Annotated in this window: 21 protein-coding genes, 1 tRNA gene and 1 pseudogene; 8 read left to right on the top strand and 15 right to left on the bottom strand. The window is 64.5% G+C overall.

What is annotated here, in order from left to right; all coding sequences use genetic code 11:
- Positions 1-2 precede the first annotated feature (2 nt).
- From ABG82_RS08545 to ABG82_RS08535, 3 genes are all read right to left on the bottom strand, one after another.
- Entirely contained in the window at positions 3-665 is a 663-nt protein-coding gene (locus tag ABG82_RS08545; RefSeq protein ID WP_043075970.1) for a TetR/AcrR family transcriptional regulator, read from the bottom strand.
- A 78-nt stretch (positions 666-743) separates the two neighbouring features.
- Entirely contained in the window at positions 744-1,541 is a 798-nt protein-coding gene (locus tag ABG82_RS08540; protein WP_043075971.1) for an Fpg/Nei family DNA glycosylase, read from the bottom strand.
- Between the two features lie 6 nt (positions 1,542-1,547).
- Positions 1,548-2,027: a ribose-5-phosphate isomerase gene (locus ABG82_RS08535; protein WP_043075972.1), complete on the bottom strand. Its 480-nt coding sequence runs from the start codon at positions 2,025-2,027 to the stop codon at positions 1,548-1,550.
- Between the two features lie 9 nt (positions 2,028-2,036).
- Between ABG82_RS08535 and ABG82_RS08530 the strand changes: the two genes are divergently transcribed.
- Positions 2,037-3,041: a M48 family metallopeptidase gene (locus ABG82_RS08530; RefSeq protein ID WP_407661859.1), complete on the top strand. Its 1,005-nt coding sequence runs from the start codon at positions 2,037-2,039 to the stop codon at positions 3,039-3,041.
- Here ABG82_RS08530 and ABG82_RS08525 read toward each other — a convergent pair.
- Positions 3,038-3,655 carry a mycothiol-dependent nitroreductase Rv2466c family protein gene (locus tag ABG82_RS08525; protein WP_043075974.1) on the bottom strand — a complete coding sequence of 206 codons (618 nt, stop codon included), beginning with the start codon at positions 3,653-3,655 and terminating at the stop codon, positions 3,038-3,040. The two genes, ABG82_RS08530 and ABG82_RS08525, sit on opposite strands and share 4 nt — an antisense overlap.
- A 130-nt stretch (positions 3,656-3,785) precedes the next feature.
- Between ABG82_RS08525 and pepN the strand changes: the two genes are divergently transcribed.
- Positions 3,786-6,350 (top strand): aminopeptidase N, encoded by a 2,565-nt coding sequence (gene pepN / locus ABG82_RS08520; RefSeq protein ID WP_043075975.1) that lies wholly within the window; start codon positions 3,786-3,788, stop codon positions 6,348-6,350.
- 57 nt (positions 6,351-6,407) lie between these two features.
- Here the strand turns inward: pepN and ABG82_RS08515 are convergent.
- The 4 genes and pseudogenes from ABG82_RS08515 to ABG82_RS08500 form a co-directional block, all read right to left on the bottom strand.
- A pseudogene (locus ABG82_RS08515) lies at positions 6,408-7,043 on the bottom strand (endonuclease domain-containing protein); the annotation flags it as partial.
- Between the two features lie 175 nt (positions 7,044-7,218).
- The gene (locus ABG82_RS08510; RefSeq protein WP_162269189.1) at positions 7,219-7,686 is read right to left on the bottom strand and encodes a DUF5130 domain-containing protein; all 468 of its coding nucleotides are present in this window, start codon (positions 7,684-7,686) and stop codon (positions 7,219-7,221) included.
- On the bottom strand, positions 7,673-7,942 hold the full coding sequence (ctaJ, locus tag ABG82_RS08505) for an aa3-type cytochrome oxidase subunit CtaJ (RefSeq protein WP_043075978.1): 270 nt from the start codon (positions 7,940-7,942) through the stop codon (positions 7,673-7,675). The genes ABG82_RS08510 and ctaJ overlap by 14 nt, the downstream gene beginning before the upstream one ends.
- Before the next feature lie 31 nt (positions 7,943-7,973).
- Positions 7,974-8,525 (bottom strand): HNH endonuclease, encoded by a 552-nt coding sequence (locus ABG82_RS08500; RefSeq protein WP_078343566.1) that lies wholly within the window; start codon positions 8,523-8,525, stop codon positions 7,974-7,976.
- A gap of 246 nt (positions 8,526-8,771) precedes the next feature.
- Between ABG82_RS08500 and ABG82_RS08495 the strand changes: the two genes are divergently transcribed.
- The 4 genes from ABG82_RS08495 to ABG82_RS08480 all read left to right on the top strand — a co-directional run bounded on the left by ABG82_RS08495 (position 8,772) and on the right by ABG82_RS08480 (position 12,590).
- Positions 8,772-9,179, top strand: coding sequence for a globin (locus tag ABG82_RS08495; RefSeq protein WP_043075980.1), 408 nt, complete (start codon positions 8,772-8,774; stop codon positions 9,177-9,179).
- 51 nt (positions 9,180-9,230) lie between these two features.
- On the top strand, positions 9,231-10,820 hold the full coding sequence (locus ABG82_RS08490; protein ID WP_043075981.1) for a glycoside hydrolase family 13 protein: 1,590 nt from the start codon (positions 9,231-9,233) through the stop codon (positions 10,818-10,820).
- Positions 10,821-11,113: 293 nt separating this feature from the next.
- Positions 11,114-11,848, top strand: coding sequence for a class I SAM-dependent methyltransferase (locus ABG82_RS08485; RefSeq protein ID WP_078343591.1), 735 nt, complete (start codon positions 11,114-11,116; stop codon positions 11,846-11,848).
- Entirely contained in the window at positions 11,835-12,590 is a 756-nt protein-coding gene (locus tag ABG82_RS08480; protein ID WP_043075982.1) for a pirin family protein, read from the top strand. Before ABG82_RS08485 ends, ABG82_RS08480 begins: the two co-directional genes overlap by 14 nt.
- A gap of 12 nt (positions 12,591-12,602) precedes the next feature.
- Here the strand turns inward: ABG82_RS08480 and ABG82_RS08475 are convergent, their stop codons facing one another.
- The 5 genes from ABG82_RS08475 to ssb form a co-directional block, all read right to left on the bottom strand.
- On the bottom strand, positions 12,603-13,250 hold the full coding sequence (locus tag ABG82_RS08475; protein WP_043075983.1) for a hypothetical protein: 648 nt from the start codon (positions 13,248-13,250) through the stop codon (positions 12,603-12,605).
- Positions 13,247-13,672, bottom strand: a complete 426-nt coding sequence (locus tag ABG82_RS08470) for an acyl-CoA thioesterase (protein WP_043075984.1) — start codon at positions 13,670-13,672, stop codon at positions 13,247-13,249. Before ABG82_RS08470 ends, ABG82_RS08475 begins: the two co-directional genes overlap by 4 nt.
- A gap of 7 nt (positions 13,673-13,679) precedes the next feature.
- Positions 13,680-18,350, bottom strand: a complete 4,671-nt coding sequence (locus ABG82_RS08465; protein ID WP_043076115.1) for an NAD-glutamate dehydrogenase — start codon at positions 18,348-18,350, stop codon at positions 13,680-13,682.
- Positions 18,351-18,577: 227 nt separating this feature from the next.
- Positions 18,578-20,251 carry an energy-dependent translational throttle protein EttA gene (gene ettA / locus ABG82_RS08460; protein WP_043075985.1) on the bottom strand — a complete coding sequence of 558 codons (1,674 nt, stop codon included), beginning with the start codon at positions 20,249-20,251 and terminating at the stop codon, positions 18,578-18,580.
- A 116-nt stretch (positions 20,252-20,367) separates the two neighbouring features.
- Complete coding sequence (gene ssb / locus ABG82_RS08455; RefSeq protein ID WP_043075986.1) at positions 20,368-20,850, bottom strand: single-stranded DNA-binding protein; 483 nt, start codon at positions 20,848-20,850, stop codon at positions 20,368-20,370.
- A 185-nt stretch (positions 20,851-21,035) separates the two neighbouring features.
- Between ssb and atzF the strand changes: the two genes are divergently transcribed.
- The gene (gene atzF, locus ABG82_RS08450; RefSeq protein WP_043075987.1) at positions 21,036-22,646 is read left to right on the top strand and encodes an allophanate hydrolase; all 1,611 of its coding nucleotides are present in this window, start codon (positions 21,036-21,038) and stop codon (positions 22,644-22,646) included.
- Here atzF and ABG82_RS08445 read toward each other — a convergent pair.
- Positions 22,643-24,652 (bottom strand): cytochrome c oxidase assembly protein, encoded by a 2,010-nt coding sequence (locus ABG82_RS08445; RefSeq protein ID WP_043075988.1) that lies wholly within the window; start codon positions 24,650-24,652, stop codon positions 22,643-22,645. The two genes, atzF and ABG82_RS08445, sit on opposite strands and share 4 nt — an antisense overlap.
- A 73-nt stretch (positions 24,653-24,725) precedes the next feature.
- Between ABG82_RS08445 and ABG82_RS08440 the strand changes: the two genes are divergently transcribed.
- Positions 24,726-24,799, top strand: a tRNA-Arg gene (locus ABG82_RS08440).
- Between the two features lie 12 nt (positions 24,800-24,811).
- Here ABG82_RS08440 and ABG82_RS28210 read toward each other — a convergent pair.
- Entirely contained in the window at positions 24,812-24,988 is a 177-nt protein-coding gene (locus ABG82_RS28210; RefSeq protein ID WP_155772768.1) for a hypothetical protein, read from the bottom strand.
- Positions 24,989-25,639: the final 651 nt, after the last annotated feature.

Here is a 25,639-nt window from a genome sequence, read left to right as displayed (position 1 = left end):
CGCTACGGTGCCGTCAGCGGCACATTGGGCGTCAACAGAATGGGCGCGAAGGTTTCTCGCGCCAGCGCCCGCACCTCTTCGGTGTTGCCCAGGTCGATGGTTGTCACCGGCGCGGCAAGATATCCGAGCACCAGGTGAATGAGGACGTCGACCTGCCGACGCGAGTCGCCCGGCGGGATGCGCCCTTCCTCGCGCATCTGATCGATCTGGGCGGCAAGATAATCGCGCGCCAGTTCGATGGGTGCCGGATCGCCCTGGGTGATCGCCTCCACCGCGGTCATCCTGGCCACGAGCGAATCACCGCGCAGTAGAGGATGATTCACGATTTCTATGCAGACCGCGAACCCCTCGGCCACGCGCTCACCGATGTCGTCAAAACCACCCGCACGTTCCTGTAGCTCGTCGAGGAACTTGCGCATTTCTTGAGCCAGGGCCCGTTCGAACAACTGGTCTTTACTGGAGAAGCGCCGAAATACTGTGGCGCGGCCCACTTTTGCACGCCGCGCCACCTCGTCGATGGTGGCCGTTTGGGTGCCCCGCTCGGCCAGTACTTCGATGGCGGCGTCCAGCAACCGGGTTTCGATATCGTCCGGTTCGGGGTGCGAGCCAAGCCCGCGGACCGCGCGCGCCATCAGTTTTCCCAGTGGTGCACCCGGTCGCGTCATGAGCCCACCTCTCGGGTTATTGGTACTCGGCGTCCCATTCAGCGCAGCTTACAACCGCGGGCGTCATCGCGGCGGTCATCAGCGAATTTGGCAGGAGGGGCACCAGAACAGGTTGCGGGCGTCCATTTCCGCGGTGAGAATCGGAGTTCCGCAGACCCGGCAGGGTGAGCCGGCGCGCCGATACACATAGGTGCGCGGCCGGTCCGGGGCGTAGGACGGGTCGCCGCAATCGTGCTCGGAGTCGACGGTGACGATCTTGCCCACCCGCAACCCGACGCGCATCCGTTCCACCAGATCGACCCAGAGCGCGGTGAGCTGCTCCGGATCCAAGCGGTTTCCCTCGCGGTACGGGTCGATCCGCTGGCGGAACAGCACCTCGCTGCGGTACACGTTACCGACACCGGCGATCACCTTCTGGTCCATCAGCAGTGCGCCGATTGGCCTGCGCGACTTGGCGATTCGCTCGAACGCGGACGCCGGGTCGGCTCGCGGGCGCAGCGGGTCGGGACCCAGACGCGCCAGGATGGCCTCGACCTGAGGGCCGTCGATGAGCTCGCACGCCGTCGCGCCGCGCAGGTCGGTACCGAACTCGGCCCCTTCGATACGCATCCGTACCTGACCGACGGGCAGGCCCATCGGCACCGGCAGTTCGGTGAAGGCTCCGTACAACCCCAGATGCACATGCACGACGCCGACGGGGCCGTAGTCGTGGAACAGGTGCTTACCCCAGGCGTGCGCCCTGACGAAGGTGCGCCCGTTGACCGCGGCCGCTCCTTCGGTGAACCGCCCCTGCGGACTGCTCACCGACACCCGTGCGCCGGCGAACCGGCGCTGATGCAACCGGGCCAGCCGGTGCAGGGTATGCCCCTCCGGCACAGGCTTTTACGCGCTGGCGCCAGGTACCGGCGGCGCCTGGTGGGTGGCCTCGTACTCGGCCAGGATGTCGATGCGGCGCTGATGCCGCGGTTCCTCGGACCACTTGGCCGCCAGGAACGCGTCGACAATGGCAAGGGCCTCGGGCACGGTGTGCATGCGGCCACCGATCCCGATCAGCTGCGCGTTGTTGTGCTCACGGGCCAGCACCGCGGTCTCCAGGCTCCACGCGAGCGCACAACGCGCCCCCGGAACTTTGTTGGCGGCAATCTGCTCACCATTACCCGAACCGCCCAGCACAATGCCCAGGCTGCCCGGGTCGGCGACGGTACGCCGGGCCGCGTCGATACAGAACGCGGGGTAATCATCCTGCGGGTCCAGTTCAAAGGCACCGCAATCCACCGTCTCGTGGCCGCGGCCACGCAGATGCTCGATGATCTTCTGCTTCAACTCGTAACCGGCGTGATCGGCTCCCACATAGACGCGCATGCCCTAATTGTGACAGTCGCGTTGTGCCAGGTTGCCCCGCGGTCGGTTACCGTGGCGCGCATGTACCCGGTCGGACTGCCCCAGTACACCTATCCCCCGCGGCGCCATCCGTGGGAGATCGGGTTGCTCGTCGTCGTCATCCTGTTCACAGTGCTGCTGTACATCGGCGCAGTGGCCGGGATCATCGGTTTCCTGGCGGACCCCGAGCACGTCCAGCTGAACATCATCATCATCGCGCTGGCGGCCACGCCGCTGACCCTGTTCCTCGGTCGAGGCATCCTGTACGGGCAGCAGCGCGTGAACGGTGTCAAAATGTCTCCCACCCAGTTCCCCGAGGGGTACGCCATGGTGGTCGAGGCGGCGCAACGCTTCGGCCTGCACGAGGTTCCCGACGCCTATGTCGTGCTGGGCAATGGACAGATCAACGCCTTCGCCAGCGGCCATGGGTTCCGCAGGTTCGTCGTCGTCTACAGCGACCTGTTCGAGATCGGTGGTGAGGCTCGCGACCCCGAGGCACTGGCCTTCATCATCGGCCACGAGGTCGGCCACATCGCTGCCGGCCACGCCTCGTATTGGCGCCAGTTCGCCCAAACCGCGATGAATTTCGTTCCGTTCCTGGGCACCTCGCTGTCCCGGTCCATGGAGTACACCGCCGACAATCACGGCTACGCCATGCGCCCCACCGGGATTCAGGGGGCAATCGGCGTGATGGCGGCCGGCAAGTACCTGCTCAAGCGGGTCGAATTCGACACGTTGGCCAACAGGGCGACGTTCGAGACAGGCTTCTTCGTCTGGCTGGTCAACATGCTCTCCAGCCACCCCGTGCACACCTGGCGGGCCGCCGCACTACGGAATCGGCAGCAGGCCGGGTCGTTGTTCTTCCGACCCAAGCTGCTGCCGCCGACTCCCATTCCTCCGGTACCGCCGTTACTTCCGCCGGCACCGCCACCCATGCCGCACGGCTACGTTCCGCCTGTTCAGGCGTACACGTACGACAATCCGCCGCGCTACTAGTCGAAGGTCGGCGCCTCCGTGCGCGTGCGCTTGAGCTCGTAGAAGTGCGGGTATGAGGCGAAGATCACCGACGCGTCCCACAGCTTTCCGGCTTCTTCGCCGCGCGGAATCTTGGAGATCACCGGGCCAAAGAAGGCCACTCCGTTGACGTGGATGGTCGGGGTTCCGACATCCGGGCCCACCTTGTCCATTCCGGCGTGGTGGCTGGCACGCAGCGCCTCGTCGTACTCGGTGGACTCGGCCGCGTCGGCCAGCTCTGCGGGCAGACCTACCTCTGCCAGGGATTCGGCGATGACGGCGGGTAGATCCTTGTTGTCCTGATTGTGGATCCGGGTTCCCAGCGCGGTGTACAGCGGCTCCAAGATTTCCTGCCCCTTGGCCTGCTCGGCGGCGATGGCCACCCGCACCGGGCCCCAGGCCGTCTTCATGAGTTCCTGATAGCGCTCCGGCAGGTTGTCGCGCCCCTCGTTGAGAACCGCCAGGCTCATCACCCGGAACTTCACCTCGATATCGCGAACCTTCTGGACCTCCAGGATCCATCGCGAGGTGATCCAGCACCACGGACATAGCGGGTCAAACCAAAACTCCGCGAGATCCTTCTTGCCTGCAGACATAGCGCGCCTTTCCGATGTGAGTTGGCCAACACGTATCGCAACTCCCCATGGTGCCGTCCTGTTCCCATGCCGCACGAATGCCCCGCGCTTGCTCCCGCCCCTTCCGCCCCGCAACCGCTACGTTAGGTACGTGGCACTTCCCAACCTCACCCGTGACCAGGCCGCGGCCCGCGCCGCTGCGATCGACGTCGAGCATTACGCGATCACTCTCGACCTCACCAATGACACCGGCGGTCCGAGCGAAGAGACCTTCCACTCGTCGACCACCGTCACCTTCACCGCGCAACCGGGTACGTCGACGGTCATCGACATCGCCGCCCGTACGGTGCGCCGCGTCGAGCTCAACGGGGTCGAGTTGGACGTCAGTGGCTACGACGAGGAACAGGGCATCACGCTGCCGGGGCTGGCCGCCACCAACACCGTGGTGGTCGAGGCCGATTGCGAGTACTCGCACACCGGTGAGGGATTGCACCGTTTTGTCGACCCCGTCGATGACGAGGTGTACCTCTACTCCCAGTTCGAAACCGCCGACGCCAAGCGGATGTTCGCGTGCTTCGATCAACCTGACCTCAAGGCCGCCTTCGATGTCACCGTGACCGCCCCGGCCCACTGGCAGGTGATCTCCAACGGTGCGGCGCTCTCGGTCGCCGACGGCGTACACACCTTCGCGACCACCCCGAAGATGAGCACTTACCTGGTGGCATTGATCGCCGGACCGTACGCGCGGTGGAACGATCAATACTCCGATGATCACGGCACCATCGATCTGGGCATCTACTGCCGCGCCTCGCTGTCGGAATTCATGGACGCCGACCGGCTGTTCACCGAAACCAAGCAGGGATTCGGCTTCTACCACAAGAACTTCGGCACCCCGTACGCGTTCGGCAAGTACGACCAGCTGTTCGTGCCGGAGTTCAACGCGGGCGCGATGGAGAACGCCGGCGCGGTGACGTTCCTGGAGGATTACGTCTTCCGGTCCAAGGTCACCAAGTATTCCTACGAGCGCCGCGCCGAGACCGTGCTGCATGAGATGGCGCACATGTGGTTCGGCGATCTGGTGACCATGCGCTGGTGGGATGACCTGTGGCTCAACGAGTCCTTCGCGACATTCGCGTCGGTGCTGTGCCAGGCGGAGGCCACCGAGTACACCGAGGCGTGGACCACCTTCGCCAATGTCGAGAAGTCGTGGGCATACCGCCAGGACCAGCTGCCGTCGACGCATCCGGTGGCCGCGGACATCCCGGACCTGGCCGCCGTCGAGGTGAACTTCGACGGCATCACCTACGCCAAGGGCGCCAGCGTGCTCAAACAGCTTGTGGCGTATGTCGGTTTGGAGAACTTCCTATCTGGTCTGCGCGCCTACTTCGCGGCGCACGCTTTCGGCAACGCGACGTTCGACGACCTGCTAGGCGCACTGGAGGAGGCGTCCGGACGCGACCTGTCGGACTGGGGCACGCAGTGGCTCAAGACCACCGGACTGAACACCCTCTCCCCCGATTTCGAGGTCGACGACGAAGGCAAGTTCACGCGGTTCGCCGTCAAACAGTCCGGCGCGGCGCCGGGTGCCGGTGAGACCCGCGTGCATCGCCTGGCTGTCGGGATCTACGACGACGTCGACGGCAAGCTGGTGCGGACTCATCGCGAAGAGCTGGACGTCGAGGGTTCTTCGACTGATGTGCCTGCGCTGGTTGGTGTTTCCCGCGGCAAGCTGGTCTTGGTCAATGACGATGATCTGACGTACTGCTCGCTGCGACTCGATGACGAGTCCCTAGAGACACTGCTGTCCCGGATCGCCGATATCGCCGAGCCGCTGCCGCGCACGCTGGCCTGGTCGGCGGCCTGGGAGATGACCCGCGAGGCCGAGCTGCGGGCTCGCGACTTCGTGGCGCTGGTCTCCTCCGGGGTGCACGCCGAATCGGAAGTCGGTGTGGCACAGCGTCTGCTGCTGCAGGCACAGACCGCGCTGAGCTCCTATGTGGAGCCGCAGTGGGCACGCGAGCACGGCTGGCCCGCCTTCGCCGATCGCCTGCTGGAGCTGGCGCGCGCGGCCGAGCCGGGTTCGGACCATCAGCTGGCCTTCGTCAACGCCCTCACCAACTCGGTGTTGTCGGCCGGGCACACGGTGGTGCTGCAGGCACTGCTGGACTCAGATCCGGCCGCGCTGGATCTGCCGGGCCTGACCGTCGACACCGACCTGCGCTGGCGAATCGTGAACGCGCTGGCGGCATCCGGCGCGCTGGAGCCGGACGCGTCGGTGTTCATCGATGCCGAACTGGAGCGCGACCAGACCGCGGCGGGTAAGCGCCAGGCGGCCCAGGCCCGCGCCGCGCGCCCGGTGGCCGAGGTGAAGGAAGCGGCGTGGAAGCAGGTCATCGAGGATGACTCACTGCCCAACATCACCGCACGTTCGGTGATCGCGGGCATCGTGCAACCGGGCCAGGCCGAGCTGCTGGAACCGTTCTCGGGCCGCTACTTCGATGCCATCGAGGGTGTGTGGGCGCGCCGTTCCAGCGAGGTCGCCCAGACCGTGGTGATCGGCCTGTACCCGTCCTGGGACATTTCGCAGCGCGCGGTGGAGTCAGCAGACGGCTTCTTGGCCAAGGAGATCCCGTCGGCGCTGCGCCGTCTGGTTTCTGAGGGGCGCGCGGGCATCGTCCGGTCGCTGCGGGCCCGCGAGTTCGACGCAGGCGCTTAGTCCACCACGCCGAGCGTGAAGCCATTGCGGGTTTATCGCACTTATCCCGCAGTACCTTCACGCTCGGCGGGCTAGTGCCTCTCGTACCCGGCGGAGGATGTCGTCGGGATGATCCTCGGCCACCACCCTGATGATCAGCCAACCCATGCCCTCAAGCATTTCTAAGCGCGTGATGTCCTTGCGATACTGCCTGCGGTCGCTGCGATGCTGGTCACCGTCGTATTCGAGGCCGACCATGAAGTCCTCCCAGCCCATGTCGATGTAGGCGAGTGCCACGAAGTCTCCGTTGTGCACCAGGATCTGGGTGGTCACGGGTGGAAGTCCGGCATCACGAAGCAGCAGCCGCAGCCAGGTCTCCCTGGGCGACTGCGCACCGCTATCCACAAGATCGAAAGCTGCACGCGCCTTACGGATGCCACGCATCCCGCCATGTCGCGAAGCCAGATCGAATATCTCGGAGGTCTTGAGCTCGGTCGCGCGGCACAGCGCGTCGATCGCGGCCACGGCCTGCCCTCGCGGATACCGGCAGGCCAGGTCGAGAGCCGTACGCGCCGCCGTAGTGACCCGCATGCCGTGGATCACGCAGCTCTCGTCCGGCGCGATCTCTCCAGACCAGACGGTAATCCCCCGCTGTCGATGACGGTTGTCATGAATCGCCTCCGCATTACGTGCGGCATCGACCCAGCGTGCGCCGTCAGCCTGCCGGATCTGACTGCCTCACTGCCGACGAACGGTTCCCCCATGCGGGCAGTGTGCGCTCAACCCCTGACATGCAACGAGCGTGAAGCTATTGCGGGAAAAACTCGAAATCCTCGCAATAACTTCACGCTCGGCGTAAAGCGGTGTGCGCGGAAACCCGCGCGAAGAACTACGGACGGGCGATGGCGGCGCTCATCACACGCACCGCGCTGAGAATCCCGTCGAGCAGGTTGCCTTCCTTGAAGGCGGCCAGCGCGGCGGCGACACCGAGATCAGCGGCCGATTCGGCGCCGCGTCCCTTCAGCGCCTCGCCGTAGACGACCTCCACGACGTGCTGGTCGGGAGAAACGGCGATCAGCACGGCCTCATCAGGGGTAGGCACCTTGAGGAAGACCTCGCGCGCGCCGGCGTTGGTGTCGTTGCCCAGATCGCCGATGTATACCGAGAAGCGGGCCTTGGACTGACGTGACCCGTAGGTCAGCGCGTCGTCAAGCTCCGCCAGCTCGTAGTTGGGGAACGGGTAGTGAACCGACAGCTCGCCCGGCTCGGTAACACCCGAGAGGCGCCCACTGACGGTCTCGGCCCAGCCGCGCGGAAGCTCTCCGACGGGCTTGACTGCGACATCACCACTTGCCACTTGCGGACCCTCCAATCGCGTGCGCCGCGCCGTGCGCATCACCATGCCCGTGGTGCCCGTGGGCATCACCGATGTTCTCGTCGACGGCAGCCCACAGGATCGGGCCATGTGTCCAACCGTCGTTCATGTTGTAGGTCGCGGGGTGCACGCCCTTCTTGCGCATGGTCCACAGTCCGATGAGCACAAAGGCGACCGGGGTGATCAGGGCTACCCAGACCGGCATCCCGATGTATGTGGGGCTGTTGAGGAAGCTCACGATGCAAACCGTAGCTGACCGCACCACGAACTCATGCCGCGCCCTCCCCTAGATATCGCACCCAGGCCGGGTCCAGTTCCTTCACCGAGGACAACAGCCGCCAATGTTGCCCCTTGGGCGGCATCGGCGTGGTGTGCAGCGACCAGCCCAGCTCCGCCAACAGCCGGTCGGCCTTGCGGTGATTACAGGACGAACAGCAGGCCACACAGTTCTCCCAGGAGTGACCGCCTCCCTTGCTGCGCGGAATCACGTGATCGATGGTGTCGGCCCGTCCGCCGCAATACGCGCAGCGGAAGCGGTCGCGATGCATCAGCGCGGCGCGCGTCATGGGCACCCGCGCGCGGTAGGGCACCCGCACAAAGGTCCGCAGCCTGATCACCGAAGGGACCGCCACCGACTTTGTGGCGGAATGAATGATGGGGGCAGCAGGGTCGTCATGCACCACATCGGCCTTACCGCACAGCAGCATGATCACTGCCCGGCGCATGGGTAGCGCGGTCAGCGGTTCATACGTGGAGTTCAGCAATAACACACGACGCCGGCCCCAAAGGGAACCGGCGTCGTTGGACTGCTGTGGGGGCATCGCCCCGGGAATCCTGCTCTCAAGGACTCCTGGGACGCTGTGCAGTATTCGGGCCGTCCCGTTTTGGGTCGGCCCAGCGCTGGCACTGTTATGCCGGTGCCCGCGGCTCTTCTTGTGTTGCGCCATTACCACCAGTGCACCACGATTCCGCGGTCTTCGCATGACAATTTGGCCAGTGTTCGCAGGTCAATCCAATGAACATCACGTAACCAGCCCGGCGACGCGGTCGGCACAGGTACCAGCACAATGGACAACGTGGCAGCCCCTACCCCTGAAAACTTCTACGACGCCGTCGGTGGCGCCGCCACCTTCCACGCGATTGTGGCCCGCTTCTACGAGCTTGTTGCCGACGACGAGGTGCTCCGACCGCTCTATCCCGAGGAGGACCTCACCGGCGCGGAAGATCGCTTGCGGATGTTTCTCGAGCAGTACTGGGGCGGCCCGCGCACCTACTCGGACCAGCGTGGACACCCACGGTTGCGGATGCGGCACGCGCCGTTTCGGATCGGGCCCATCGAACGCGACGCCTGGTTGCGCTGCATGCGTACCGCCGTCGATTCCATCGACCGAAACACCCTTGACGACGATCATCGCGCCCAGTTGTGGAGCTACCTGGAAATGGCGGCGCAGTCAATGGTCAACTCGCCGTTCTGACAGTCGATCACGATTCGAGGCCAGCGCCGCCGTGGTGCAGAATGATGAACCGTGACCGCCGCCTACTTGGGCCGACATGACGACCCCTGGTGGTCGCGGGCCGTCTTCTATCAGATCTACCCGCGCTCGTTCGGCGACAGCGACGGCGACGGTGTCGGTGACCTGGACGGCATTTCAGCAAAGCTTGGCTACCTTGACCTACTCGGGATCCAGGGGATCTGGCTAAATCCCGTTACCAAATCGCCGATGGCCGATCACGGGTATGACGTGTCCAATCCCCGCGAGATCGACCCGTTGTTCGGCGGGCTCACCGCCATGCACCGGCTGATCGCCTCGGCACATCGGCACAACATCAAGGTCATCATGGACTTGGTGCCCAACCACACCAGTTCCGAACACCGCTGGTTCATCGAGGCACTCGCCGCCGAGCCCGGCAGTGACGCCCGCGCGCGTTACATATTCCGGGACGGCAAGGGCGCCAACGGTGAACTGCCGCCGAATAATTGGCCGTCAGTGTTCGGCGGTCCGGCCTGGACGCGGATCACCGAACCGGACGGCACCCCCGGCCAGTGGTACCTGCACCTGTTCGCCCCCGAGCAGCCCGACGTCAACTGGGACAACCCCGAGGTGTTCGACGATTTCGCCGATACCCTGCGTTTCTGGCTGGACCGGGGCATCGACGGATTCCGTCTGGACGTCGCCCACGGCATGGCCAAGCCGCCGGGCTTGCCCGACATCGAGGACACCGAAACCTCGATGCTGCATATCGCCGATGAGGACCCGCGCTTCAACAACGAAGGTGTGCACGAGTACCACCGCAAGATTCGCAAGGTGCTCGACCAGTATCGCGATGTGGTTGCGGTCGGCGAGATCTGGGTGAACGACAACACTCGCTTCGCCGAGTATGTCCGGCCCGACGAGCTGCACCTCGGATTCAACTTCAAACTGGTCGAGGCTGAGTTCGACGCCGACCAGATTCGTGCCGCCATCGAAAACTCGCTTGCCGCGGTGGATTCAGTGGGCGCGACACCCACCTGGACGTTGTCCAACCACGACGTGGAGCGTGAGGTGACCCGTTACGGCGACGGCCAGATCGGCCAGTGGCGAGCCCGGGCCATGGCCCTGGTGATGCTGGCGCTGCCGGGAACCGTGTTCATCTACAACGGTTCCGAACTCGGCCTGCCGAATGTCGAACTGCCCGACGAGGCCTTGCAGGACCCGGTGTGGGAGCGCTCCGGCCACACCGAGCGGGGTCGCGACGGCTGCCGCGTGCCGATCCCCTGGGAGGGCACCGAACCCCCTTACGGCTTCTCGAGCAACGACCAGACCTGGCTGCCCATGCCGCACGGCTGGGCAGACTTCACCGTGGAGCGCCAGCTGGAGCGCACCGACTCCACACTGTCGCTGTATCGGCGTGCCATCGAATTACGCAAGAACCGCGAGGAATTCACGGGCACCAGCCTGGAGTGGTACGGCAGCCCTTCGGGAGCACTGGCATTTCGCGTCAAGGGCGGCGGCCTGACGTGCGCCTTGAACGTCAGCAGCGATCTGGTGGATCTGCCCGCGGGCGAAGTCATCCTGACCAGCGGGCCGCTGGTCAACGGCAAGCTGCCGCGTAATACCGCTGCCTGGATCGTCTAGCTCTCACGCTCCGCCACATCAGTCAGTCATTTGACTGATGTGCGATTGATCTCCGGTGGTCAAGACTTCATGTGGCGCATTGTTGTGCGCCGGAACTGACTGCCGGGAACCAGGAGTACCGATACGCATGGGCACAGCCGATCCAGAACCGTAGACACCCGCTTCTGGGATAGCTACTCGCTAGCAAGTCCCCGATAAGTTGACCCGAAATCTTTACCGCCGCATCAATTCTGGCATGAATAGTCGGCGCACGATTTCTTTCGACAGACGAAGCGCGGAGATACACAGTGGAGATGATCGACTGGGATCAGGTCTACCGAGTGGGCCATACACCCGGATGGAACATCGGTAGACCGCAGCCCGAATATGAAGGGCTGATCAACCAAGAAGGCATAGTCAAAGGCGAGGTCCTCGACGCCGGTTGCGGGTACGCCGAACTTTCTTTGGCACTAGCCGCACGGGGTCACTCAGTCGTCGGCGTCGACATCGCGGCCGCACCGATCGCATCGGCAATCTTGACTGCCGCGATGCGACGGCTGCCCAGCGCCAAATTCATCCATGCCGACATCATGAACCTCAAGCGATACGCCAATCGTTTCTCGACGATATTCGACAGCGGACTTCTCGATGTGGTGCCGCCGAAGCTGCACGCCACATACCTTCGCTCGATACTGCATATGGCAAGGGCAGACGCACGCCTCTACATCTTGGCCTTTGCCTCTGGCGCGTTCCCCGGTCATACCGGAACACTGCCGACGCAGTTCACCAGAGATTCCCTTCACCAACTTGTGTCCGCCCACTGGAACATTCATTCCATCCGGCCGGCAGTCATCCATGCCAGAAACGCACAGCTACCGGATGGATCGGCGGCACCAGACATAGTTCTCGATGCGGATCGAGCCGTTAGACTTCCCGCCTACCTTGTTATCGCCCGCAAACCTGTCACTGAAAATGGTGGCAAATTTTCGGGTTTTCAAGCATTAATTGACAGAGGAACGAACGGAAGGATGCGCCGTGGCCAAGGATGACTCCGCCGTACGAGTAATCCGAAGCTCCGATCGGTGGCACTGGCGCAACGAGTGGCTTGAGTCATGGCAGTCGTTCCCCGTGACGGGAAATTTCGATTTGGCCGGGAACGCCCATGGCCTTCTGATGGTCCACAATGAGGACACCGTCGACCCGGGCGAAGGCTTTGACGCGCACACTCATCGCAATACCGAAATCATCACATGGGTACTCGAAGGCACTGTGGTGCACAAAGATTCCCTGGGCAACCTCGGAGAAATCCGTCCGGGAATCGTGCAAAGGATGAGCGCTGGAACCGGGATCACACATTCGGAGCGAAATGGTGCGGGACGGCTTGAACGCCAGCAGCTTCATGTGATCCAGATGTGGATCCCACCAGATGAGATAAATAGAGAGCCGAGCTACCAAGAATCGGACCTTACTGCCGACCTTGATCGAAATACTCTGGTACCCATAGCATCTGGAATGCCCAGGTATAGCAATGACGCCGCTATCTCAATCGGGAACCGCTATGCCACGCTGCATGTCGCCGTCCTGGACCCCGGGCATTCAGCCAACATCCCCGATGCCCTGTACGGCCACGTCTTCGTAGCGCGGGGACAGGTCGACTTCGAGGGCCACGGTCTACTTCAGCAGGGTGACGCGGTGCGTCTCACCCGGTCGGGAGGACACCGCGCTGTCGCCACCGGCGAAGGTGCGGAACTACTCGTGTGGGAGATGCACGGTACGGCGATAAATGTCTGAACCAGAAGGTAACTAGCGCACCAGCAGTGATAGATCGGTTCGGCTGCGGTACACCGATCCGAACCGGGCATCCAGCCGCAACCATGACGGTAAAGCACGCACCCGCACCGGCTCATCGGCCGCGGGGTTAGTTGGGATGAAACCCATTGCGGTCAAAGCGAAGACGCACCGCATCGGCACATCGACCTGCTGCCCCCCAGCTCCGTTGACTGTGACGACCGACTGATCCAGCAGCGATACGGGCGGTCCATGGGCACTGCCGTGCTCACGGGCCAGCTCTCCCCCGCGCTGCGCCAGTTCCAGCACCGACTGTGCGGGAATATCGTCGAGGTACTCAAATCCACTGTCGGCGGGCAGCGCACCGCGCCACACCGAGTCCATGGGAAATCCGGTGTGCACGTACCCGTCTGGGTCGGGGGCTTGTAGGCCGCGCAGCACTTCATCGACGGCCGCGCTGATATCGGGGGTGCGCAGCTCGCCCCGCACCGCACGGCAGGCCAACACATCGAACTGCGTCGCGGCCCAAACAACTACGTGACCACCATCGCGCACACGCAGTCGCACCACCGCCGACTCATCGAGCTGCGAAACACGGGACAGGAAGGTCGCCAAGTCCTTGCGGTCGTAGGCGTCAGGCACCCGCAGCGCGGCCTCTGTCACGGCCGTGTCCAGCGCTGCAAGTACTCGCGATGGGTGTCGGTGAGACGCAACAGGGTCTGGCTGTCGAGGTGAAAGGTGACCAACTGGGTGTCCGCGATCACCGCGGGTTTGGAGTCGGGCGCCGCGTTCACCGAGCGCACCTCGTAGTTGATGGTGAAGTCCACCGCGCGGATCTTGGACACCCACATGGTCACCTGCAGCGGCGAATCCGACAGCCGAACCTGCCCCTTGTACTTGACATGCACGTCGGCGATCAGCAGACCGGTGGTGGTGATCTCGGCGCCAAAGACGTCCCGCAGGAAGGGCACTCGCGCCTCTTCCAAGATCGTCACCATCGTCGCGTGGTTGACGTGCTGGTACATGTCGATATCGGACCAGCGGACCGGCACCGCCGCGACGTACCCGGGCTTCTCAGAACTCATGGCTCCATCATGCAGGACCGGTGATGCTGCTCCTGATCATCCCTCTGATCTGGCGTGCTGCCACCGATAACGTCGCCAGGTCCGGCTCGCCCGAGGCGAAGATCTCCGCGAGCGTGCCGCGGGCCCGTTCCAGCCGCGACGCGTTGGTGAATTCCCACTCCGCGATCTTCTGCTCACCGGTCTCGTCCGGTTCACCCACGGACAGCACGTCCATGGTGAGGGCCCGCAGCGACGAGTAGATGTCGTCGCGGATCGCCAACCGGGCCAACGAATGCCACCGGTCGTTGCGCTCCAGCTGAGAGACGGCGGTCAGCAGGTCGTCCACCCGCAGATCATCCATCAGGGTGAAGTACAGGTCGGCGACCTCGGCCCCGTCACGATCGGCGATATCGGCGATATCGATGATGTCCAGCAGGCTGAATCCGTACAGGCAGCTGGCGACGTCACTGGCGAGGTCGAACGGAACACCCAGTGCCACCAAGTCTTCGGTCTGCTTGGTGACGATCTCCAGATCGTGGCCACGCAGCCAGGTGGTGAGCTGAGGGCTCAGCTCGGCGATGCCCTCGGCGAAACGATTGATCTCGGCGCCAACCGCCAGAGGTTGGGGCCGGTAGCTGAGGAGCCAGCGCGAGGCCCGATCCAGCAGGCGGCGCATGTCCAGCGTCAGCCGGTCCGAGACCGCCACCGGCACGTCCGCATGCCGGATGCGATCCCACAACGAGCGCAGTCCAAAGATGGCTTCGACGGCGACGTACGTCTTGAGCCCGTCCACCGAACCCGTTCCGGCATCCTCGAGGAGCCGGTACACATAGGTGATTCCACCGCAGTCGACCACCGAGTTGACCAGCATGGTGGCGTAGATCTCCTTGCGCAGCGGATGCTGGCGGATCTCCGCGTCGAACCGCTCGCGCAGCACGTCCGGGAAGTAGTGCACCATGCGTCGCAGCGTCACCTCTTGGTCCGGTGCGTCACTGGCCAGCAGATCATCCTTGAGCCCCAACTTGACGTGCGCCATCAAAGTCGCCAGTTCGGGTGAAGTCAAACCGATTCCGAGCGCGGCACGCCGGTCGATCTCCTTCTCGGAGGGCAGTGCTTCCAATTCGCGGTCCAGGCCGCGCTCATTGACCAGGTAGCCGATCTGGCGCGCGTGCACGCTCAGCAGTGAAGCCGCGTTGGCGCGGCTGGTGCCCATCAGATTGTTCTGGGATTCATTGTCGGCCAACACAAGCGTGGCCACGTCGTCGGTCATCGACTCCAACAGCGCGGTCCGCTCGGATGCCGCGATCTTGCCGGCACTGACCAGCGAGTCGATCAGGATCTTGATGTTGACCTCGTGGTCCGAGCAGTCCACTCCGGCGGAGTTGTCCAGCGCGTCGGTGTTCACCCGGCCACCGTTGAGCTCGAACTCGATACGGCCCCGCGAGGTGAGTCCCAGGTTGCCTCCTTCGCCGATCACCCTGGCGCGCACCTGGTTTCCGTTGACCCGGACGGCGTCGTTGGCCTTATCGCCCACATCGGCCTGCGATTCGCTCTCCGCCTTGACGTAGGTGCCGATGCCACCGTTGAAGAACAGGTCCACCGGCGCCAGCAGGATGGCACGAACCAGCTGCGGCGGGGTCATCTCCGCGACGCCACTGTCGAGCCCCAGCGCCTCCCGAACCTCGGGGCTGATCGGTATCGACTTCTGTTCCTTGCTGTACACGCCGCCACCGGCACTGATGAGTGCGGAGTTGTAGTCGGCCCAGCTGGAGCGCTCCAGCGCGAACATCCTCTTGCGTTCAGCCCACGAGGACGCCGGATCAGGGTTGGGGTCCAGGAAGATGTGCCGGTGGTCGAAGGCGGCCACCAGCTTGATGTGCTGGGACAACAGCATGCCGTTGCCGAACACGTCCCCACTCATGTCGCCGACTCCGACGACGGTGAAATCCTCCGTCTGGGTGTCGATTCCCATCTCCAGGAAGTGCCGTTTGACGCTCTCCCAGGCGCCCCGCGCGGTGATACCCATCGCCTTGTGGTCATAGCCGACGGAGCCACCGGATGCGAAGGCGTCGCCGAGCCAGAATCCGTAGGACAGCGCGACGTCGTTGGCGATATCGGAGAAGGTCGCGGTGCCCTTGTCGGCCGCCACAACCAGGTAGGGATCGTCACCGTCCCGGCGGCGCACTCCTTCGGGCGGCACTACCGCATTGGTGGCGCGGTCGCGGTTATCGGTGATGTCGAGCAGGCCGCTGATGAAACGCCGGTAGCACTCGACACCCTCGGCCCGGAACGCGTCACGATCGGCGGCGGCGTCGCCGGTAGCGGCGGGTGGATTCTTGACGACGAAGCCACCCTTGGCACCGACCGGCACGATGACGGCGTTCTTGACCGCCTGCGCCTTGACCAGGCCCAGGATCTCGGTGCGGAAGTCCTCGCGGCGATCGGACCAGCGCAGGCCGCCGCGCGCGACCGGGCCGAAGCGCAGGTGCACGCCTTCCACTCGCGGCGAGTACACGAAGATCTCAAAGCGAGGCCGGGGCTCGGGCAGCTCGTTGATCTCGCGCGGATTGAGCTTGAAGGACAGCACACCCTTGGCGCGCGCCGAATCCTCTTTATTCACAAAGTAGTTGGTGCGCAAGGTGGCCTGGATCAGGCCGAAGAAGGCGCGTAGCACCCTGTCGGTATCGAGGCTGACCACCTTGTCGATCTCCGCCAGCACCTGTGCGGCCTTGGCATCGGCCGCGGCGTCATCGGTGACATCAGGGTTGAAACGAGCCTCGAACAGTTCCACGAAATCGCGGGCGGTCTGGGAGTTGTCGGCCAGCACCGTTTCGATATGCGCCTGGCTGTAGGGGAAGCCGGCCTGCCGCAGGTACTTGGCATATCCGCGCAGGATGGTGACCTGACCGGCGGTGAGCCCGGCCCGCAGTACCAGCTCGTTGAACCTGTCGGTTTCGACACGGCCGTGCCATACCGCGTCGATGGCGCGGGTCAGGAGGTCGGCGCGACGCGCGGTGCCCTCGGCGTCGAAAGTACGCGCTATCGCCGGGTGCACCACGATGCGGAAGGCGTACAGCGACACGGCCAGGCCATCGGGCCGGGTGAAGTGATACGGACGTTCCTCAAGGACATCGACGCCCATGCTGTGCAGTACCGGGAGCACCTGGCTCAGGGAAGCCGAGCGCCCGCCCAGGTACATGCTGAGCACGCCGGTGCCCAACTCGTCGGCGTCGTAGGCAAGATCGATGGAGTTCTCTTGCAGCCCTTCGATTCTCGCGATATCCGCGATAGCCTCGGCGGGCGGCACATTCTCCTTGAAGACCTCCGGCAGGATGACCGAGTACCGCTCTGCGCAGGCCCTGTCGATCGGCGAGTCGGGGTGCACCGCCCGGACCAGGCGGTCGCTCCACGTACGAGTGGTCTGGGTGAGCAGGCCCTGAATGCGGACCCGATTGGCTTCCGAGGTGTCGATGCTGGCGTGTGGGCTGTGCTCCGGCAGGCGCACGGTGAAATGGACCAAAGCCCAGGGAGATTCGCTGACGCGTGCGGTGTAGTCGATTCCCGTGCCGCCGAGCTCTCGCACCAGGGTGTCCTGCATGGCGAGCCGCACCGTGGTGGTGTAGCGGTCACGGGGCAGATACACCAGCGCCGTCACAAAGTTACCCAATTCATCGGCTCGCAGAAACAGCAGCGAACCCGGGTGCGCACCAATATTTCTCGACGCGGTGACGATGTCGTAGAGCCTGTCGACGCTGGAAGCGAACAGCTCGGCGCGGGGCAGATTCTGCATGAACTCGATCAGCATGTGGCCGGCCAGCGAATCCTGGGTCGCGTCCGAGCGACCGAGAACTTGGTGCACCCGGTCGGAGATCACCGGGATGGCGAGCACATCGGCGTTCATCGCCGCGACGGTGAAGACACCGACCAACCGGTGCTCGATGGCCGGCCCCGCGCCGTTCTCTTGCCGGATCACCACGATGTTCGGGTAGATGGCATACCGCAGATAGGTGGGCGTGGTCGCCTGCGCCAGCACCAGTAGCTGATCGGTGTGGGTGAGTTGTGGAAGGACATCCTCGCGGCGTTTGAGCAGACCGAGCCGACTGGACTCATCGACGGTGGCGCGGCCGTTCTCGACAGTGCAGCGCTGGTAGCCCAGCAGCGTGAAGTTCCCATCGACCAGCCAGCGCAACAGGTTGGCGACCTCGGTCAGTTCGGCCGATGAGAACCGCGCGTTGCCCGGCGACGCGTCCAGATCGCCGGCCAGTTCGATGACCGCGTCACGCATGGCGTCGGAGTCGGCGGCGACATGGCTGCCGTCCTCCAGCGTGTGCGGCAGCTGGGTCTCGATGAACGCCAAACGCTCGGCGTCGATGGACGGCGGCAGCTGCAGGTGAATCCAGCTCTCGGCATTGGGCGCCGTGTCGCTTTGCGGGTGCTCCACCGGGATCGCCGAAAGCAGCGCGCCGTCGGTGGCCCGATCCACCGAGAAAACGGGGTCCATCAAGTCGACGATGGCCACGCCCTGGCGCCGCAGCAGCACCGTGATGGACTCGGTCAGCAACGGCGTGTAGTCGGTGACCAACTGCACGGCGGTGCCCAATCCCGCGTCGTCGCCATTGCGGTAGGTGGCCATCGCGATCTCGTGTGGCTGACGCCGCGCGGCCAACCGCAGCAGCGCACGCATGAGCGCCTCTCGCACCGGCGGGGCCGCGGGTGGCGCATGCCCGTCAGAGTCCAGCGGCTCGTCCCAATCCATCTCCCCCATGTACCGGGCGCGGCTGAAAGCAGCTGCCAGCGCCTCGATGGTCGGCACGCCAGATCCGTTGGTAGACGGCGTGTTTTCGGAAGTGGTGGTCCCTGTATTAACAGTCACGCAGAACGCTCCTGGCTGAGGTTGCGTACCGGGTTTCGGCACGCAACTTCACCCTAGTCGCGCGTCAGGCGGCGGTGGGTAACTCTGTGAGGTCTGGCCGCATCGATACCCAAACGTTCGACTTTGTTCTCTTCGTACGCCTGGAAGTTGCCTTCGAACCAGAACCAGGAAGCGGGGTTATCGTCGCTTCCCTCCCACGCCAGGATGTGCGTGCAGGTGCGGTCCAGGAACCACCGGTCGTGCGAGATGACGACCGCACAGCCCGGGAACTGCTCGAGTGCGTTTTCCAGCGAGCCCAGGGTCTCGACGTCCAGGTCGTTGGTGGGCTCGTCCAGCAGGATCAGGTTGCCGCCCTGCTTGAGGGTGAGTGCCAGGTTGAGACGGTTGCGTTCACCACCGGAGAGCACACCGGCCGGCTTCTGCTGGTCGGGTCCTTTGAATCCGAAAGCTGAAACGTAAGCCCGCGAAGGCATTTCATTCTGGCCGACCACAATGTGGTCGAGACCGTCGGACACGACCTCCCAGACATTCTTCTTGGGGTCGATACCGGCACGGCTCTGGTCGACGTAACTCAGCTTGACGGTCTCACCCACCTTGACCTCACCGCCGTCGGGGTTCTCGAGCCCGACGATGGTCTTGAACAGGGTGGTCTTGCCGACGCCGTTGGGACCGATGACGCCGACGATGCCGTTACGAGGCAGCGTGAACGAGAGATCTTTGATGAGGGCGCGTTCCTCGAATCCCTTGTCGAGATGACTCACCTCGACCACCACATTGCCCAGGCGCGGGCCGGTGGGAATCTGAATTTCCTCGAAGTCGAGCTTCCGCGTCTTCTCCGCCTCGGCGGCCATCTCCTCGTAGCGCCCGAGCCGTGCCTTGTTCTTGGCTTGACGGGCCTTGGCGCCTGAACGCACCCATGCGAGCTCTTCCTGCAGGCGCTTGTGCAGCTTGGCGTCCTTGCGCCCCTGCACGGCGATGCGCTCGGCCTTCTTCTCCAGGTAGGTGGAGTAGTTGCCCTCGTAGGGGTACGCGCGGCCGCGGTCCAGCTCAAGGATCCACTCGGCCACGTTGTCCAGGAAATACCGGTCGTGGGTGACAGCCAGGATGGCACCCGGGTAGCTGGCCAAGTGCTGTTCAAGCCACAGCACGCTCTCAGCGTCCAAGTGGTTAGTGGGCTCGTCGAGCAGCAGTAGATCAGGCTTCGACAGCAGCAGCTTGCACAGCGCCACGCGTCGGCGCTCACCACCGGACAGGTGCGTTACCGGCTCGTCGGGCGGCGGGCAGCGCAGCGCGTCCATGGCCTGCTCCAGCTGCGAGTCGATGTCCCAGGCGTCGGCGGCGTCCAGCTCTTCCTGGAGCTTGCCCATCTCTTCCATGAGCTCATCGGAATAGTCGGTGGCCATCAGCTCGGCGACTTCGTTGTACCGGTTGAGCTTGCCCTTGAGCGCGACGCCGGCCTCGACGTTCTCGCGCACCGTCTTCGTTTCGTCCAGCTCCGGCTCCTGCATCAGGATTCCGACGCTGGCGCCGTTCGCCAGGAATGCTTCGCCGTTGTTGGGCTTGTCCAGCCCGGCCATGATCTTCAGGACGCTGGATTTACCGGCACCGTTTGGACCGACCACACCAATCTTGGCGCCGGGCAGGAAGTTCAGGGTGACATCGTCGAGGATGACCTTGTCGCCATGCGCCTTGCGGACTTTCATCATCGTGTAGATGTACTCAGCCATGCCGCGCTGTCGCCTCTCCTCTAAGTTCTTTCATCGCAGCTCACGACCATTCTGGTGGGCTGCCCGAACCATCCTAGGTGAGAGGCGACCGCGCGGTCGCCGGTGTCGGCCCTGGGTCAGGCGCTTAGGGGCAGGTTCACCGACTCTTCGCTGCTCTCGTCCATTTCCAGGAGCCCGGCCGTTGATTGCCCGGCGCCGGAATCGGGTTGCTCGGGCGCTTCGGCGTCATTGTGTCTGCCGGTGTAACCGACCTTCTCTATCCGGGCGATGGTCCGCGACAGATCCGGTCCGACGGCGATCGCTTTCATCTCCGTGACCTGACGACGGTTACCTTCCTTGTCCTCGAACTCGCTGGTGTGCAGATGACCGTGCACGATCACCGGCGCCCCCTTGCCCAGTGCGGCACCGACACCGGTCACCAATCGGCCCCAACAGCTGACATTGATGAAGAGGGAGTTCGAATTCACCCAACTTCCGTCTTCTCGCCGGCGGCGTGCGTTACTGACGACGCGGAACCTGATCATCTCGTCGGAGCCGACTTGGCGCCGCTTCAAATCTCCCACGATGGAACCGATAACGGTCACGGGTGTCTCGAACATGTCATGCCTTTCCTGTTTCTGTATCTCTGCTACGCACCGCCGAACCGGTGCCCTTGCCGACTCCAGTAACCCGGCCGGTACCGACGCCGCCGCCCGGCATCGGGCATGTTGCGGCGGCCGTTGTGGATGAACGTCAGGTTGGGGATAAGTGGCCGATGACTCCGTCCACCCGTACCTTGCTTGACATGACGGTTTGGATCATGCTCCGCCCCGAGGACGACATCGCGGCCGAATTGGAGGCCTCATCAGGGCCATTGACCGGTATGCGCCTCGCGGTCAAGGACAACGTCGATGTCGGCGGGGTGCCTACCACCGCCGCCTGCCCCGAGTACGCGTACGTCCCCGAACGCGACGCACCCGCCGTGGCGGCACTACGCGCGGCAGGCGCCGTCGTGGTGGGCAAGACCAACCTCGATCAGTTCGCGACGGGGCTGGTGGGCACGCGTTCTCCCTATGGCGCGGTGCCGGACTCACGGCGCCCCGAATACATCAGCGGCGGTTCCAGTTCGGGATCGGCGGTGGCCGTCGCCACCGGCGAGGCCGATATCGCGATCGGCACCGACACCGCTGGATCCGGGCGAGTTCCCGCCGGGTTGCAGGGCATCGTCGGCATCAAACCCACCGTGGGCGTCATCGCCACCGAGGGCGTGGTTCCGGCGTGCGAATCTTACGACTGCGTCACTATTTTCGCCTCCACACTGGCCACAGCCAACGCGGCGATGGCGGCAATGGGGGCAGCGGCCGGGCCACGACTCTGGCCCACCAACACCCGCCTGGCCGCTCCCCCACAACCCACGATCGCTGTCCCGCGCGAGCTGCCCGCCCTGGACGAGGTGTGGCGTAACGCGTTTCATGCGGTCGTCGCGGACCTGCGCGCCGCCGGCGCGACCATCGTCGAGATAGATCTGACGCCCTTCCTGGCAGCGGCGAAACTACTGTACGAAGGCGCACTCGTCAGTGAACGCTACGCGGCGGTGGGCGAATTCATCGATGCGCACCCCGAAGCCTCATTGGATCCCACTGTCGCGCGGATCATTTCCGGCGCACGCGACATTCCCGCGCACCGTCTGGTCCGCGATCGCGCCGAGGTGCAGGGTCTGCGCGATCGGGCCATGACCTCGCTGGCCGGTGCCGACGCACTGCTGGTTCCAACGGCACCGCTGCATCCGACGATCGAACAGGTAAACGCCGATCCGATCGGCGTCAACGCGACCATGGGCACATACACAAATTTCTGCAACTTGTTTGACCTATGCGCGGTATCGGTGCCCGCCGGAACCGCGGGCGACGCGCAGTTCGGCGTGACGGTTCTGGCACGCGCGTTCGATGACGCGGTGGCCTTCGACATCGCCACGCTCGTCGCCGGAGAACCTGCCGGACAAGATGTTTGGCCTGCGGCGATCGCCCTGTCCCATGAGCTGGCGGTGTTCGGCGCGCACCTCAAGGGCGGCCCGTTGGAGTTCCAGCTGACCGATCTGGGTGCGCGCTGGATCGGACCGATCCGGACCGCCACGAAATACCGGATGGCGGCGCTGCGGACCACACCGCCCAAGCCAGGCCTTACCCGATCCGAAGAAGACGGCGTGAGCATCGGTGGCGAAATCTGGCGTCTGTCCCCCGCCGCGCTGGGCACCTTCCTGGCGCAGTTGCCCGAACCGATGCTGCTGGGCAAGGTCGAATGCGATGACGGCTTGTGGCGCACCGGTTTCGGGTGCGACGGCGCCGCCGCGCAGGCCGGTGTCGATATCAGCGAGCACGGCAGCTGGCCTGCGGCCATCGCCGCCGGCGCGGTCTAACCGCGGGTTTTCTCGTCGTGCTGGGCCATTTTCGCAAGCATGGCGTTGTAGGCGGCCAGGTCTGCGTCGTCATCGCGGTCGGCGGCGCGGTCCTGCCGGCGAGCCAGCCTTTCGTCTGAGCGTGACCACTGCACGACCAGGGCGATCATCACCACCATCAGTGGCAGCTCTCCCGTCGCCCAGGTGATGGCGCCACCCATGTGTTGATCGGCGGCCAGATCTATCCGCCACGGCAACGCGAGGTTGCTGTAAAACTTCTCGCCGAGAATCGATTTCGTCCCCATCAGGATGACTCCGAAGAAGGCGTGCAGCGGCAGCGAGACCAGCACGATGCCCAATTTCGCGACGGGCGGTAGGCGCCGTGGAGAGGGATCGATGCCTATGACCACCCAGTAGAAGAGGTACCCGCTGAGCAAGAAATGCAGATTCATCGCCAGGTGCGCGGCGTGCACGTCGACGGCGGCGTCGTAGAGCCCGCTCAGGTACAGGCCATAGAAGCCGCCGATGAACAGCGACGTCGCCACCAGCGGATGCGTCAGGAAGCGAGAGAACTTGCTGTGCAACGCCAATTGGACCCATTCACGCAGGCCAGGCGGATCGCCCTTACCCGCCGCGGGCAGCACCCGCAGCAGCAGGGTGACGGGACCACCCAGCACCAGCAGCACGGGTACCAGCATCGAGAGCATCATGTGCGCGACCATGTGCATGCTGAACATCGCGGGCATGTACCGTCCGACGCCCGATGACGTAGCGATCAGCAAGAATCCGCAGCCGGACAACCAAGAGATGGTGCGGCCGACCGGCCATTCGTCGCCGCGCTGCTTGAGCCTGCGGACACCGACCACGTAGGCGACAGCGAAAACAATGGCGGCCGTTCCGAAGATCAGATCGAAGCGCCAATCGAACATCAGCCGCCCCGGAGTCGGCGGACCGTCCAGGTTGTAGCCGATGGCGACCTCGACTGGAGACGGGTTGAGGTTGACCGGCGGCGGAGGCGGAGTACGGCCCAGTCCGACGGCGATGCCGAAGGTGATCGCGAAGATGACGGCTTCCACCCCGGCCAGCCGAATCAGCGGTCGGCGGTTATCCGGGTCCTTGTTCAATGCCGTTATCGCCGAACGTCGTTGCAGATAGCCCAGCACGCCCAAGAGCAGCAGCGCGGTGGCCTTGCCCACCAGCAGCCAGCCGTAGCGGGTGGTGAACAGGTCGGAAAGCTGCACTCGGATAAGGGCGTTGATGATTCCGCTGAGGCCGATCGCGATGTAGCACCACAGCGCCACGGTGGAGAACCGACGCGCGGCCACGTCGAGGTGGCCGCCACCGCGCAGCGCATGTATGAGCAGCGAGACCAGCCCGCCCGCCCACAGCGCCGCGGACACCAAATGGATGATGAGGCTGTTGGTACCCAGGTCGTGCGCGCCACCCGTGGCCGAATGCCCCACCAAGGCCAGCGGCATCAACGTGGCGATCGATCCGAGCACCAGCACCGGCGTCCACGACCAGCGCAGCACCACCCGGCTGGCGATCGCAACGCCCGCCGCGATGAAGGCCATCCAGCGCCAGGCATTCACCGTTTCGATCTCGCCTGCCAGTGTCCACAGCTCTCCGGGACCGAAATCGCTCACCGGCTGACCAGACACATCGGACACCGACAGCGGCACCATGGCCGCCGAGAGCACCGCCAGTGCGACCGATGCCGCCGTACCAACGCGCAGCGAGCGGTACCCGTCGACATCGAGCACTCCACTGGATTGCGGGGGGACGAGGAAGGCCGCGAGCAGGAACGCGCCGACGGCGACAACGGCGGCGATTTCGGCGGCCGCTCGCACGAACGGCAAACCGTAGGAGGTGACGGGGCCGGGGTTGGGCAGACCGGTCGCGATCAGCGCATCGGTCAATGACAGAGCACCGATAGTGGCTGCGACCAGGCCCGCCAGTACCGCAAGACCGACGACGATCGTCCATATCGGCGAATCGGTCTTCCTGGCGGTGGGAGTGGTCGTCACCAGTCAAGGGTATGGCGAGATGCGATCCACACCGCCACCGGTTCGATAGACTCCCATCCGGCTAGCGCCACATGCCTCCGTAGCTCAGTCGGATAGAGCAAGGGCCTTCTAATCCCTAGGTCGCAGGTTCGATTCCTGCCGGGGGCGCTGCTTCGACCGTCAACACAACGCCTGCACCATCTGGCGGGTGGCGACGTCGACCTGTATGGATACCCGCGGGGAAAGACTCAACTCCCCCACCAGGTTGTGGACCCGGCCACGGCGCATGTAGCGGTCCTGGGTCATCGACACTTTGGCGTGCCGCAGGTGGTCGACGCCGATACGCGCGGACAGCAACTACCTTGGCGAAGGGTCACTCGCCCCGCGTAAGCGGTGCCACTCATGGCCGTTCCACATGCGGCGGTCCGGTCCTGCGGTCGGTTGTGTCAAGGGTGGGGAAGCTATGACGGAGTCACGCCGGAGGGGCTCTTTACTCGGCCGACCGACGGACCAGACGCTTCGGAAATGGAGGGATGGCACGCGACGCGGCGGCGGCGCCCCTGGCGGGGGGTGGTATTGCAGAACCACTTAGTGGACCGCGCCTGAGCCTCCCGGCACTGGCCTCCGCCGCGCGTTTCGTTGGCTGTGACCGCTTAATATCGGGATGACAGGTTCCGGCGTCAAGGGAGAAACGATGCGGGCAGAGACTGCACGAAAACCACGCTGCTAGACCATGCCCAGTAGTCCGCGCCAAACACGCGCCGAGCAGCCCGGGCCGTACTTATCCCCTCCTGCCATCAAGGCCCTCCAAAAGCTCCGCCAGTCTCCGAACCCGCATTCAATCGAGGTTGTCCGCACCTCGATTGTCAAAGAGGGACTATCGGCGAAAAAGCGTATAAATACGGAGATCGACACACTGCGATCGATGGTCGAGCGGAGTGACCCGCTTCATCTCTACGGGGCGCTCCACATGTGGGATGTCCGCGCCCGCAGTGTGCTCAGCGGCGC

Origin of the sequence: Mycobacteroides immunogenum (assembly GCF_001605725.1) — a bacterium.
GTDB classification, from domain to species: domain Bacteria; phylum Actinomycetota; class Actinomycetes; order Mycobacteriales; family Mycobacteriaceae; genus Mycobacterium; species Mycobacterium immunogenum.
The sequence above is the reverse complement of the archived record's forward strand: the minus strand, read 5'-3'. Positions and strand labels throughout refer to the sequence as shown.